Origin of the sequence: Micromonospora sp. NPDC050686 (genome assembly GCF_040654475.1) — a bacterium.
Taxonomy (GTDB): Bacteria; Actinomycetota; Actinomycetes; order Mycobacteriales; family Micromonosporaceae; genus Micromonospora.
In genome coordinates this window covers 1-14,200 of sequence record NZ_JBFAID010000052.1, presented here as the reverse complement: position 1 = coordinate 14,200, position 14,200 = coordinate 1, and the positions used below count along the sequence as shown (strand labels likewise).

Genomic DNA, 14,200 nt, shown 5'->3' with positions numbered 1-14,200 from the left:
GGCGGCTCATTCCACTGCGCCAACACGAAGGGGCCGCCGGGTCGGTCTCCACTCGTACCGCTGAGCAGCAATGACGACAGCGAATGATGAGGAAGTGGCGATAGTGGATCAGAAGGCAGCCGCACGGCCCAACCTCCTGCGCCGGTCGCGCACGTTGCTGCTCGCCGCCTTCCGCGCCCATCCGGGTCCAATGAGCTGGGGGCTGGCCGCCGCGATGCTGTACGGAGCGGGACTGACCGTCTGGTCCGTCGCGCTCGGCGAGCTGGTCAGCCACGTGGTGATACCGAGGTTCGAGGGCGGCCAGGTGGCCACCGGCACCGCCCTCGCCGTGGTCCTGGTCGTGCTCGCGATCGGCGTGGTCAAGGGCACGGCAGGGCTGATCCTGCGATGGACCGCCACCGCGACCCGGGCCCGGTTCGATGCCACCCTGCGGGAGGCCGTGGTCGAGCGGTACGACGCGCTGCCGATTGCCTACCATCGGGCCCACCCGACCGGCGAGAAGCTGGCGCACGTGACCACCGACCCGGAGACGGCCGCGGACCTGCCGGCCCGAATGCCGCAGGTACTCGGCATGTTCCTGATGTTCCTGGTCACCGCCGGCTGGATGCTGGCGGTGGACCCGATCCTGGCAGTGGTCGGAGGTGCCTCGATCCCGGCGCTGTTGCTGGTCAACTCCGTGTACCAGAAACGGGTCGAAGGGCTCGCCGTGGAGGCCCAGCAGCGGCTGGGGCGGGTGACCGCAGTCGCCCATGAGAGTTTCGACGGCGCGTTCCTGGTGAAGACGCTCGGCCGGGACCGCGCCGAGCGGGACAGGTTCGGCGCCGAATCGGCCCGGCTCCGCGATGCGAATATCAAGCTGGCCGGTCGGGAATGGCTGATGAACGAGCTGTTCGATCTGATCCCGGCCGCCACGTCGCTGGTCATCCTGGTGGTCGGGGCGTGGCGGGTGAACAGCGGCGCGATCACGGTCGGCAACCTGGTCAGCTTCGTCAACCTGTTCGCCCTGCTGGCGGTGCCTCTAAGCGTGATCGGCAACGTGCTGGCCCACGTGCCGCACGTGCTGGCGGGGTACGGCCGGGTTCAGAAGGTGCTCGGCGAGACACCACCGCCGGCTGTGGTGGATCCGCAACCGCTGCCGAACGGTCCGCTCGGCCTCTGCGTCCGCGGTCTCGGCTTCGCCTACCCGGACGGCCCGGTGGTCCTTTCCGATGTGAGCTTTGACGTCCCGGCCGGCGCGACCGTCGCGATCACCGGGAGCACCGGGTCGGGTAAGAGCACGCTGCTGCTGGCGCTGGCTGGCCTGCTGCCGCCGACCGGCGGCACGGTGCTGCTGAACGGGGTCGACCTGTACCGGGTCGCCGCAGCCGACCGGGCGGCGGCCTGTGCGGCGGTTTTCCAGGAGCCGTTCCTGTTCGCCGGCACGCTGGCCCAGAACGTCCGACTCGACTTCGACAGTACCCCATCGGAAGCACCCGCGGACGCTGACCGGGAGCGGCTGGACGAGGCGCTCCGCCTCGCCCGGGCCACCGCCATCGTCGAGCGCCAGCCGGACGGGCTGGCGACTCGGGTCGGCGAGCGTGGGGTAAGGCTGTCCGGCGGCGAACGACAACGCCTCGCGCTGGCCCGGGCCCTGGTCCGTCGGCCCCGGGTGCTGATGCTGGACGAAGCCACGTCCGCGGTCGACGCGACCACCCGGCAGGAGATTATGAGCGGGCTGGCCACCAGCCTGCCGTCCACCACCACGATCGTCGTCACCACCAGCGCCGCGACGCTGGCCCGGGCCGACGCGGTCGTCTACCTCGACAGCGGCCGCGTGGCCGGTGTCGGCGCCCATGGGGACCTGCTCCGGATCGACGGCTACGACCGGCTGATCCGGGGATTCCAGCGAGAGCGGGTAGCGGCATGAGTAAGTTCGCGGTCGACCCCGACGGTGTCGCCGGGTCGACGACCTCGGTGCTTCGGCGCGGCTTCGCCGCCATCCCGGAGATCCGCGACGGCCTGGCCCTGACGCTCGTCCTCGCACTGGTCGGCGGGTTCGGCCGGCTGGCCGTACCGGTCCTCGTCCAGCAGCTCCTCGACCGGGGACTCAGCACCGGGCACATCGACGTTGGTCACCTGGTTCGCCTAGGCGCGCTGGCGGGGGTGGCGGTGGTGGGCACCGCCCTGGTCAACTGGGTGAGCCTGCTGCGCCTTGCGGTCGCCAGCGAGCGCGCACTGTGCGGGCTGCGGGTCCGCGCCTTCGGCCACGTACACCGGCTCAGCGTGGCGTACCACTCGGCCGAGACGCGCGGGAAGCTGGTGTCCCGGGTGACCTCCGACATCGGGACCCTCAGCCAGTTCCTGCAGTGGGGCGGCATCGCCTGGGTGGTGAACGGCGCCGCTATGCTGGCTGCCCTCGTCGGCATGCTGTACTACGACGTCTGGCTGACGCTGGTCACGGTTGCGCTGACCGTGCCGATGGTCGTCCTCATCCACGTGCTGACCGGGCGCCTCGGGCCCGCGCACTCCGCGGTCCGGGGCCGCGTCGCCGATCTGCTCACGGTGACCTCGGAGACGATCCAGGGCGCGGCCGTCATCCGCGCCTACGGCATCACGAAGCCGAGCCTGCGGCGGACCACGGCGACCATCCACCGCTGGCGGGACACGAAGGCCCGCGCCGGCTATCTGGGCAGCGTGCTGTTCTCCCTCGCCGAGCTGTTCGCCGCGATCGTGGTGGTCGGCGTCGTCGCGGTGGGCCTGGCGATCGGCCCGTCGACCGGGCGCACCGCCGGCGAGCTGGTCGCGTTCCTCCTGCTGGTGACCCTGTTAATGGGGCCGGTGGGGCAGTTCACTCAGGTCATCGACTTCACGCAGAATGCCGTGGCCGGCTGGCGACGGGTGCTGGCACTGCTGGACATCGTCGAGGACGTCACCGAACCGGTCGACGGCCGGCAGCTGCCGGCCAGCCCGCCGGCGGTGGTCGTACGGAATGTCACCTTCGGCTACCCGAACGCCGGCACGGCCCTGACCGACGTGTCGTTCGAGGTGCCGGCCGGTCGCCAGGTCGTGCTGGTCGGCGCCACCGGATCGGGCAAGACGACGCTGACGAAGCTGATCGCCCGGCTGGCCGACCCTGACCGCGGCCACATCCTGATCGGCGGCGTGGACACACGGGAAATCGCGACCGAGTCGCTGCGCTCGCGCGTGGTGGTCGTGCCGCAGGAACCGTTCCTTTTCGACACCACGGTCGAGGAGAACGTCCGGTACGGACGACCGTCCGCCACCCGTACCGACGTCGAGCGGGCCTTCCACGATCTGGGTGCGGCAGCGTTCCTCGCCAGCCTGCCGCGCGGCCTGGACACCCCGGTCGGGCAGCGCGGCGAGAGCCTGTCCGCGGGCGAGCGGCAGCTGGTCGCGCTGGCCCGCGCGCACCTGGCCAACCCGGCCTGCCTGATCCTCGACGAGGCGACCTCGGCCGTGGACCCGCGGATCGAGCTGACGCTCATCGAGGCGTTACGCCGGCTCACCGCGGGCCGCACGTCGTTGACCGTCGCGCACCGGCTGGCCACCGCCGAACGGGCCGACGAGGTGATCGTGCTCGACGGTGGCCGGCTGGTGGAACACGGCCGGCACGACGAGCTCCTCGCGGCGGGCGGTGTCTACACCGGCTTGTACGACAGCTGGCGGCGATCCACGGCCGCCGGCGCGGTCGCCTGACCCGAACGCATTTCATCTCTACAGCACGGAAGGAGGTAGGCGATCGATGTCCGATCTCTGCGTACATCAGTTGATCGAGGCCCAGGCGGCGCGCACCCCGGATGCGCCTGCGATCATGTCCGGTGACGGTGTCCTGAGCTTCCGCCAGCTCGACGAGCGGGCCGGCGAGCTGGCCGACCGGCTCGCTGTGCGCGGTGTGCGGCCGGAGGTCCGGGTCGGGGTCGCCGTCGAACAGTCCGCCCGCTGGCTGGTGACGGTGCTCGCGGTGTGGAAGGCCGGCGGCGTCTACGTTCCGCTGGACGCCGCGCTGCCCGCCGGGCTGGTGGCGGGGATGCTTGCCGACGCCGAGGTGGAGCTGGTGCTCCGCGGTGGACCGGAGAGAACGTTCGACGGTGCCGGGTTCTCGGTGGTCGACCTGGCCGACCTCATGGCCGAACCGGACCCGACTGGTGCCCGGCCGGCGCTGTGGCCCGGCAATCTCGCGTACTGCGCCTTCACCTCCGGCTCGACCGGCCGGCCGAAGGCCGTCGGGGTCTCGCATGCCAGCCTGGCCGAACACGCCGCTGCGATCCGGGCGGAGCTGGGCCTGCGGTCGTCCGACCGGTTCCTGCAGTTCACCTCGATGCACATCGACGCCTCGCTGGAGGAGGTGCTGCCGGCGTGGCTGGCCGGCGCCGCGGTCGTGCTGCCGGACACGCCCCGTCCGACGAGCGTCGAGCTGACCGACGTGATGAAGGCCCGCGGGGCGACCATGGTGAGCCTCCCGAGCAACTACTGGCACCAGTGGGCGGACGACCTCGCCGCCGGGATCGTGTCGCTGCCCGACAGCCTGCGCACCGTGTTCGTCGGCGGGGACAAGCTGCGGATGGACCGGCTCGCCCTCTGGATGGAGGCTGTCGGCTCGCGACCCGTGGACTTCATCGCCGACTACGGGCCCACCGAGACCACGATCAGCTGCACCACCTACCGGCCGGACCCGGCGAACCTGCCCGACGTCGGACTCGTGCCGATCGGCCGACCACTGCCCGGGGTGACCGTACACCTGCTCGACGACGAGCTGGCGCCGGTGGCCGACGGGGAACCGGGGGGCGTGTGGATCGCCGGCTTCGGGCTGGCCCGCGGCTATCTGGGTGCGCCGTCCACCACCGCCGACCGGTTCTGGCCGGACCCGTTCGGGCCGCCCGGCGCCCGGATGTACCGGACCGGTGACCGGGCCAACCGGCTGCCGGACGGGAACCTGCAGTTCCTCGGCCGGTCCGACCGCCAGGTCAAGATTCGCGGGTTCCGGGTCGAGCCCGGCCAGGTGGAGAACGCGGTGCGGGCCTGTGCCGGCGTACGCGACGCCGTCGTGGTCGCGGCCGACGACCCGGTTTCCGGCGCCCGGCTGATCGCATACGTCGAGGGGGAACACACGCCGGCCGCGGACGCAGCGCTCCGCGCCGAACTGGCCGACCGGCTGCCCGCCGTCATGCTCCCGCGGACCATCGTCTGGCTGGACCGGATCCCGCGGTCCCCGCTGAACAGAAAGGTGCTGCCGTCCGAGCTGCCGCCACCACCACCCGCCGATCCCGCCTTGGACGGCGCGGGCGAGCCCGACGCGGCCACGTCCTCCGGTGTGGAAGGCGTCGTCGCGCGACTCGTCGCCGACGTGCTGGGTCGGCCGGCCGGCGCCGACGAGGACTTCTTCGCGGCCGGCGGCGACTCCCTGCGCGGTCTGCAACTGCTCAGCGGCATCGCCCGGGCCACCGGTGCGGCTCTATCGTTCAACGAGCTGCGCTCCGCCCCGACCGTGACCGCCCTCGCCGCGCTGGTCAAGGGGACCAACCGGCGAGACACCGGCGGCGGAGTCGTCGCGGCGTCCGGCGAGCACGACGAATGGCGGCCGGCCTCGCGCGGCCAGGCAGCGCTGTGGTACCTGGACCGGCTTCAGCAGGGTGTCGCGACCTACGCCGTACCCCTCGGATACTGGATTTCCGGACCGCTCGACATCGAGCGGATGGATGCCGCGCTCACCGCGCTGGTGGAGCGGCACGAGGCGTTGCGGACCACCCTCGCGGAACGGGACGGCCGCGTCTGGTCCCGGCTCCAGCCGCCAGAGCCGGTCCGTACCGAGGTGAGATCCGTCGCCGACCGGGCGGCCGCGGCGCGCCTGGCCGAGGCCGAGGCGGCCCGGCCGTTCGACCTGTCCGCCGGACCGCTGGTGCGGTCCTGCTGCTACCGGGTCGACGACGAGCAGCACCTGTGGTTGCTCGATGTGCACCACAGCGTCTTTGACGCATGGTCGCTGGGAGTGTTCTGGCGAGAGTTCGCCGCGCTGTACCAGGACCGCCCGCTGCCTTCGCCGTCCGTGCGGTTCGCCGACTACGTGGCCTGGCAGGAGCGCTGGCTGGGCTCGGAGGAGGCGGCCGGGCAGCGGCGGTACTGGGTGGAGCAGCTCGACGGCGACGCGCCGGTGCTGGAACCCGGTCGGCCGACCGGGGCGGAGGGGCAGGCCGGGTTCTCGATACCGCTCGAGCTCGCCGGCGTCGGCCTGGCCGCGGTGGAGCGGGTGGCCCGCGCTTATGGATCTACTCCGTTCGGCGTGTTGCTGGCCGGCTTCCTCGGCACGCTGCACCGGATGACCGGCGGCGCCGACGACGTGGTGGTCGGGGTCCCGATGGCCGGCCGGGTCCGGCCCGGTACCGAGGACCTGATCGGCTACCTGGTCAACACCGTGCCGCTGCGGATGCGATTCACCCCCGGCATGCGCTTCCGGGACCTGGTGGAGCGCACCGACGCGGCGCTGGCCGAGGCGCTGTCCCGGCAGGACCTGCCGTTCGTGGAGATGGTCGGCGGTCTTTCCCCCGGCGGGGCCGACAACCCCGTCTTCCAGACCATGTTCGTCTTCGAGTCCACCCCGATGGACGGCGGCGGCGAGATCGACGGCCTTCAGATCACCGAGCAGCTGATCCACTCCGGTACCGCCAAGGTCGCGCTGACCTGCACGATGCGGCTGGACGACGGGACGCTGGTCGGCGAGGTGGAGTACGCCACCCGCCGGTTTGACCGCCCGTCCGCTGGCCGCTGGCAGGACGCCTTGCTGACGCTCCTCGAATCGGCACTGGCGGACCCGTCGGCCCAGCTGGCCGAGCTGCCGCTATTGCCGGCCGCCTCGGCCACCGCCCAGCTGGCCGCGATCAACGCCGGCCACGAGGACCGCGGCGCCGCCCGGACGCTGCTGCACGATGGTTTCCATGCCGCGCTGGCCCGGGACCCGGACGCGGTGGCCGTGCAGGCGTGGACGAGCTCGGTCAGCTACGCCGACCTGGACGCCCGCGCCGAGGCGGTGGCGACCGCGCTGGCGGCCGCTGGCATCGGGCCGGAGTCCCTGGTCGGGGTGTGCGTCCCGCGCTCGGTGGAGTCGATCGCGGCGCTTCTCGGGGTACTCCGCGCGGGTGCCGGCTTCGTACCGCTGGATGCCGGCTACCCGGCCGACCGCCTGCGCTGGATAGCCGCCGACTGCAAGATGGCGGCGGTGATCGCCGGGGGGCCGCCGCCGGCCGGGCTGGAGGGCCTGCCGATCGTCGACGCGGCCGCGCCGATCGTCGACGCGGCCGCGCCGGACCGGAGTCACCGTCGGATCCACCCGCGGAACACGGCCTTCGTCTACTACACGTCCGGGTCCACGGGCTGGCCCAAGGGCGTCGTCATCGACCACGGCTGCGCGGCGTCCCGGGTGGAGTGGATCGCCCGGCGGTACGAGCTCGAGCCCGGCCGACGAGTCGTGCACAAGACGCCGTTGATCTTCGACGTCGCGATCTGGGAGATCTTCGCGACGCTCGCCGCCGGCGCCACAGTCGAGCTGGCCGAGGCGGGCTCGGAGACGGACGTGCCGTACCTGGCCGAGCTGCTCGCCGCGCCGGGTACGGTGCTGGCCCACTTCGTACCGTCGATGCTGGACATGTACCTGGCCACCGTTCCGGCCACCAAGTACCCGGACCTCGGCTGCGTGCAGACCTCCGGCGAGGCGGTGCCGGCGGCGCTTCTGGAGCGGTTCGTCGCCCACTTCGATCTCGACCTGCACAACGCGTACGGCCAGACGGAGACCTCGGAGGTCGCGCTCTGGACCGGGCGCGCCTGGCCGGCCGGCGGCGGCGTCCCGATGGGCCGGGCGGTCAACGGCTACCGGCTGTACGTGCTGGACGAAGCGCTCCGGCCGATCCCGCCGGGCGTGGTCGGCGAGCTGTACGTCGCCGGCGTGGACGGCCTGGCCCGCGGCTACCTCGGACAGCCGGAGCTGACGGCGCAACGGTTCCTGCCGCACCCCTGCCCGGTGGTGCCGGGGGAGCGGCTGTACCGTACCGGTGACCTCGCCAGCCTGGACGACGACGGCCTGCTGCACTACACCGGCCGGGCCGACAACCAGGCCAAGGTCAGGGGCGTGCGGGTGGAGCCCGGCGAGATCGAGGCGGTGCTGGACAGCCACCCGGCGGTCGAGCGGGCGGTGGTGGCGATCCGGGAGGACGAGCCCGGCGTCAAGGAGATCGTGGCCTATGTGGTCGGGCCGGACGCCTTCATCCCCGAGATTGCCGAGTACCTGGCCGGGTACTTGTCCCAGTATCTGCTGCCGGCGGTGTACGTGAAGCTGGATGCCCTGCCGCTGACCCCGTCCGGCAAGGTGGACCGGCAGGCGCTGCCCGTTCCCACCATCCGGGACCGGGAGGCCCGGACCGGTGTCTCGGAGGTCACCTCGGTGATCGAGGCGGAAGTCGCCGAGGTGTGGTGCGACCTGCTGCAGGTCAACCAGGTCGGTCGCAACCAGAACTTCTTCTCCGTCGGCGGCACCTCACTGTCGGCCTTGCAGATGCTGCACCGAATCAAGACCCGGTTCGGGATATCGATCACCGTCCGGCAGTTCTTCGATGCACCGACGATCGCAGGCGTGGCCGGGTACCTGGAGACGGCGCTGGCCGCCGAGGTGGCCACGATGTCCGACGACGACGACGACGTCGCCGAGCGGCTCGGCGATACGGGAGGGGTAAGCCGATGACCACGTTGGACGCGAACAAGCAGCGGCTGCTCATGAAGTTGCTGCGCGAGCGGGCCACCGCGGTCGAAGTGCCGCGCATCACCCCGGTGCCGCCGGGGACCGCCGTTCCGCTCAACCCGCCGCAGGCGGGGATCTGGTTCTCCTGCCGGCAGTACCCGGACAGCAGCGAGTACAGCATTCCGGACCTGCAGGTCATGGAGCGGGCGCTGGACCATTCGACACTGCGCGCCGCCACGGCAGAGCTGATGGCCCGGCACGACATCCTGCGAGTGCGGATGTTCGAGCGCGACGGTGTCCCGATGCAGCAGGACTGCGGCCTGATCGAGCCGCCAGTGACCTGGCACGACCTGCGGCACCTGCCGGCGGACGAGGCGGCGGCGCGCGCCACCGAGATCAGCAACCGGGCCGCCCAGCGTCCGATCCCGCTCGACGAGCCGTGCTTCTTCACGATCATCGGATTCGCGTTGCCCGGCGAGCGCACCATGCTGGCGACCAACTTCCACCACCTGGTCGCCGACGGACTCTCCCGGGAGCAGGTCGTCCGGGAGTTGGACGCGTTGCTGGCCGGCCGGACACTCGACCCGCCCCCGCCGGTTGGCTTCCTCGACTACGTGGCCTGGGAACGCGAGAACACCGACGAGGCGAGGGTCCAGCGCGACCTGGCCTACTGGACCCACAATTTGACCGGTCACCTGCCGGTGCTGGACCTGCCGAGGGACCATCCCCGGCCGGCCCGAGCCAGCCGGGCCGCATCCACCGTGCCGGTCACGATTCCCGGTTCGTTGCTGACTCGGCTGCAGCGGCTGGCGGCAGACGACGGGGTCACCCTGTTCGTTGTCGTCCTGGCCGCGTACAAGCTGTTCCTGGCCCGGATGGCGGGGCAGCTGGACATCCTCGTCGGCGTCCCGCTGGCCGGCCGGGACCAAGAGGTTGCCGAGTCGATGGTGGGCTGCTTCGTGAGGTCGGTGCCACTGCGCACCAACTTGTCCGGCGACCCGACGTTCCGCGAGGTCGTCCGCCGGGTGCACGAGGCATTCCTGGAGGCCCACGACCATCAGGCCGTACCGTACGCCCGGGTGGTGGCCGAACTAGGGTTGCCCCGGCTGTCTGGGGTGCACCAGGTGTTCCAGACCATGATCACTCTGCAGCACCCGGTCGGCGGCTCGCGCCGGGCGGCCGAGAAGAGTGTGGCGCTGAACACGAACTCCATGCCGGTAGACCTGGCCCTGATCCTGCACCCGGACGGCGACGCGCTCGGCGGCATCATGGTGTACTCGGGCGACCTGTTCGACCGGGGGACCGCGCTCCGATACGCAGGTGTCCTCGAGCGTCTGCTGGCCGCGGCCGCCGAGCGGCCGGACGCGCGAGCGTTCGAGCTGCCGCTGCTGTCGCAGGCAGAGCGAGAGCGCGTTCTGCGCGGGCTCAACCGGGACGTCCGGCCGGACGTCGCGTACTGCACGCTGGCGCAGCCGTTCGAGGAGCAGGTCCAGCGCGCCCCGGACGCGATCGCGGTGCGCGGTGCCGAGGGCCAGTTCAGCTACGCCGAGTTGAACGCCCGGGCCAACCGGCTGGCGTGGTTCCTGCGCGACACCGGGGTTGGTCCGGGAAACGTCGTGGCGCTGTACCTTTCCCCTGGGGTCGACCAGACGGTCGCGCTGCTTGCCGCGGCTAAGGTCGGCGCCCCGTACGTAACGCTCGATCCGGAGGAGGGCCGGCTCGGGGCGCTGCTGGACGATGCCGCCCCGGCTGCGGTGATCGTTGACGGGTCGACGGCGGGCCGCGTGCCGGCAGGACCGTGGCAGGTGCGCTCGTTTGCGGAGTCCGGCCGGTGGGCCGGGGCGCCCGCCGACGACCTGCCGGTCGAGGCAACTGGGTACGACCTGCTGTGCCTGCGCTACGCGGCGCACGCCACCGACCGGCCGGCCGCGATCGCCTACCCGGTCGAGGGGGCGCTGGCCGAGCTGGCGCAACTTAAGCACGACCATCCCCTCGGTGCCGGCGACGTGGCGCTCCTGGCCACGCCCGAGGACTGCTTCTGGCCGCTGTCGCAGGGCGCGACGGTCGCGTTGGCGCCGCCAGCGGTGTACCGGGACCCGCGGCGGCTGGCGGACTATGTGGAGGCATACGGCGTCACGACGCTGTCGGTCCTGCCGTCGATGGTGCCGGACGTGGCCGGGTTCCCGGGCGACCTCGTCGCCGGCTACGGGCCGGCCGAGACCGGACGGGTCACCGACCAGGGTCGGCCAGCCGGCCACCGTGCCCTCTACGTACTGGACGAGGCGCTGGCGCCGGTGCCGATCGGCGTGGTCGGCGAGCTCTACGTCGGCGGCGAGATCGGCCTCGCCCGCGGATACCACCGGCGGCCGGCGCTGACCGCGCACCGGTTCGTGGCCGACCCGTTCGCTGCCCCCGGCGCCCGCATGTTCCGCACCGGCGAGCTCTGCCGGCACCGGGAGGACGGCGTGCTGGAGCACCTTGGCCCGATCGACCGGCAGGTCCGGATCCACGGCCTGCGCGTCGAGCCGGCCGAGATCGAGGCGGCCTTCACCGACCAGGACGGCGTGTGGCGCGCCGTCGTGACCGCGGCGCCGGACGGCGGCCTCGCCGCCTTCGTGGTGCCGAACGGGGAACGTGAGCTGTCCGGGAGAAGACTCGTCGACGGCGCTGCTGCGCGGCTGCCGGAGTACCTGATGCCGGCAACCGTCACGGTCGTGGAGGAGATCCCCCGGAGGGGCAGCGGCGAGATCGACGTGGCCGCGCTGCTCGACCTCCGGGACCGCGACACGGAAGCTGACCGCACCGACGCACCCGAGACCGAGCTGGAGGCGCGGCTGGTCGGGATTTTCTGCCGGATCCTGCGCCGGGACTCGGTCTCGGTCACCGAGAGCTTCTTCAACATGGGTGGCCATTCGCTGCTGGTCTTCAAGCTGATCGAGGAATGCGCGAGCGAGTTCGGGCTGAAGCCGAGCGTCCTGGACGTGTTCACCGGCCCGACGGTCCGCGCGCTGGCGGCGACGCTGGGCGCGATGCGACCTGCAGCGGGCGTGGACCCGCTGGTGAGCCTGGTCGAGCACCCGGGCGCGCCGCTGGTGGTCTTCGTGCACGCCGCGAGCGGTTCGGTGCTGCCGTTCTACCAGGTGGCCAAGCGGCTCGGGCGGGAGTTCGCGGTGTACGCGCTTCAGTCGCCGCCGGACGTTCCGCCGGCGTCGATCGAGGAGATCGCGGCCCGCTACGTGGACGAGGTCGACGCGGTACGCGGCGTCGCCCCGGTCGTGGTCGCCGGCTGGTCGATGGGCGGCGCTGTGGCGCTGGAGATGGCCCGCCGCTGGTTGCATCGCAACGAGCGGGTCGCCGCGACCCTGCTGCTGGACACCTGGGCGCCGCCCGCGTTCATGTCCGCGGCGGCGGACGCGGCCCGGGTCCGGGCTTCGGTCCTGGCGCTGGACGTGCTGCGCCTGGAGGGGGCCGACGCCACCCCGGCGACGCAGGCCGAGCTGGCCGAGACCGTCGAACGCAACCGCGCGGCGTTCCTCGACTACCGGCCGGAGTACTACCCGGCCGAGGTGGACCTCCTGCGCGCGAGCGACCCGCTGCCCGCCGACGCGCCGCCGTTCCCGGCCGGCTACATGGACGGCGACCGCGGCTGGTCCGCCGTCGCCGCCGAGGTGACGACCGTCGAGATCAAGGGAAACCACCTGAGCCTCTTCGACCAGGAGCACGCCGACCAACTGGCGGCGGCGATCAGCGCCGCGATCGCCCGGCGGATGGGCTACGAGGAAATCTGAGCGCGCCCGGCCGTGTGGCCGCGTTGGCCGCTCCACGCGAGAACCTGGCCACCCTGGAGGCCGAGCGACGCGGCGTCCCGCTGACCTTCGTCCTGGCCGAGGCAGTCATCAAGTTCGCCGCCGACTTGCGCCGGGGACGTAAGCCCCGCACCGGATACGCCCGGACCACGGACGGTCTATCCGCGGCCGAGCTGACCGCCGAGCTGGTGGCGCAGGACTTCCGCGGATGAGCCTCATCTGCGATACCGGCGTGCTGTTCGTTCCCGAATTGGTCATGGCCGCACTCGACTGCTGGTGCCACAAGCGGCTGACCGGTGCCGAGACCTGCAGCGCTCCTACGCGACCTCATCCTCGGGGTGGTCGACGCAAGCGTGATCGCGCTGGTCGAGCGGATCCGCGAGCCGAAGGTTGCGACGCCCGATCACCGCCACTTCCGGACCGTTCGGCCAACGCACGTGCCGGCGTTGGGTCTTAGTGCGCGTTTGGGTAGTGGGTTGGTCGGGTGTGTCGCCCAGTGGGTCCGATCCGATGAGCGTGACTCGGTCGATGGGCAGGTATGGATCGAGTGCGGCGGTACCCGTCTGACCTGGCCGACGCCGAGTGGGAGATCATCGAGTCGATGCTGCCGTCTCCGCAGTGGATGGGCAGACCAGAGAAGCATTCCCGGCGGGCGGTCATCGACGCGATCTTGTACGTGCGCACCGGCTGTGCGTGGCGGTACCTGCCGGTCGACTTCCCGCCGTGGCAGACGGTGTACGCGCACTTCACCCGGTTGAACCGGCGGGGCGTGACCGAGCGGATCCTGACCGAACTACGGGAACAGGTCCGCCTGGCGCACGGCCGTGACCCGGAGCCGACGGCGGGGATCATCGACTCGCAGAGCGTGAAAGGCGCGGACACCGTGCCCCGTGAGTCCCGCGGTTACGACGCCGGGAAGAAGATCAACGGTCGGAAACGGTTCATCGTCACCGACACCCTCGGCCTGCTGGTCACCGTCTGGGTCCTCGCCGCGTCCTGGCAGGACCGCGACGGCGCCAAAGGCGCACTGCTCGCCACCTACGCGGCAACCCCGATCCGGCACGTCTTCGCCGACACCGGCTTCGCCGGTCGCCTCGTCGACTGGGCCCGCGATCTGCTGCGCACCACCATCGAGATCGTCCGCAAACCCGCCGACCAACGAGGGTTCGTCGTGCACCCGCGCCGCTGGGTCGTGGAGCGGACCCTGGCCTGGCTCACCGCCCACCGCCGCCTGGCCCGCGACTACGAAACCCACCCCAGCACGTCAGAGGCCATGATCCGATGGGCCGCTCTCGGCGGCATGCTCCGCCGCCTCACCCGAGGCGAAGCCGCCACCCGCCAGCAACGCCTCACCTTCAACACACCCGACTGACAGCAATGTGAAACGCGCTCTTACTTCCCGCCGATATGTAGTTGCCACAATGCGGACGTGAAAATAGGGTCGGGCCGCTTTTGACGACGTCGATCCTTCTCTGGGCGTGTGAGCCCGTTGGTTGGTCTGGCGCCGCGAGGCCGGGGGTCAACGGCTCGCAGGAATCCCGGCGGCGTACCCTCTGCACACCGCCGCCCGCCGCCCGTCGCCGAAGGCGCACGTGAACGAGCCGATGCCGATGTCGTCGTGATCCGAGATCATGGTTCCCTTCGATCGGCAGAGGGTTGGGAATTTGCCGGG

6 protein-coding genes are annotated in these 14,200 nt (G+C 71.6%); all 6 read left to right on the top strand.

All coding sequences use genetic code 11. The features are described from left to right. Positions 1 to 103 precede the first annotated feature (103 nt). Positions 104 to 1,906 carry an ABC transporter ATP-binding protein gene (locus tag AB0H57_RS26260; protein ID WP_357510857.1) on the top strand — a complete coding sequence of 601 codons (1,803 nt, stop codon included), beginning with the start codon at positions 104 to 106 and terminating at the stop codon, positions 1,904 to 1,906. Continuing rightward, positions 1,903 to 3,696, top strand: coding sequence for an ABC transporter ATP-binding protein (locus AB0H57_RS26255; RefSeq protein WP_357510856.1), 1,794 nt, complete (start codon positions 1,903 to 1,905; stop codon positions 3,694 to 3,696). Before AB0H57_RS26260 ends, AB0H57_RS26255 begins: the two co-directional genes overlap by 4 nt. A 46-nt stretch (positions 3,697 to 3,742) precedes the next feature. Then, a complete protein-coding gene (locus tag AB0H57_RS26250; RefSeq protein ID WP_357510854.1) occupies positions 3,743 to 8,725 on the top strand; it encodes an amino acid adenylation domain-containing protein in 4,983 nt (1,660 codons plus the stop codon). Further along, the gene (locus tag AB0H57_RS26245) at positions 8,722 to 12,510 is read left to right on the top strand and encodes a condensation domain-containing protein (protein ID WP_357510852.1); all 3,789 of its coding nucleotides are present in this window, start codon (positions 8,722 to 8,724) and stop codon (positions 12,508 to 12,510) included. The genes AB0H57_RS26250 and AB0H57_RS26245 overlap by 4 nt, the downstream gene beginning before the upstream one ends. Before the next feature lie 23 nt (positions 12,511 to 12,533). Further along, the gene (locus tag AB0H57_RS26240) at positions 12,534 to 12,740 is read left to right on the top strand and encodes a hypothetical protein (RefSeq protein WP_357510850.1); all 207 of its coding nucleotides are present in this window, start codon (positions 12,534 to 12,536) and stop codon (positions 12,738 to 12,740) included. A 326-nt stretch (positions 12,741 to 13,066) separates the two neighbouring features. Then, the gene (locus AB0H57_RS26235) at positions 13,067 to 13,900 is read left to right on the top strand and encodes an IS5 family transposase (RefSeq protein ID WP_357510848.1); all 834 of its coding nucleotides are present in this window, start codon (positions 13,067 to 13,069) and stop codon (positions 13,898 to 13,900) included. Positions 13,901 to 14,200 lie beyond the last annotated feature (300 nt).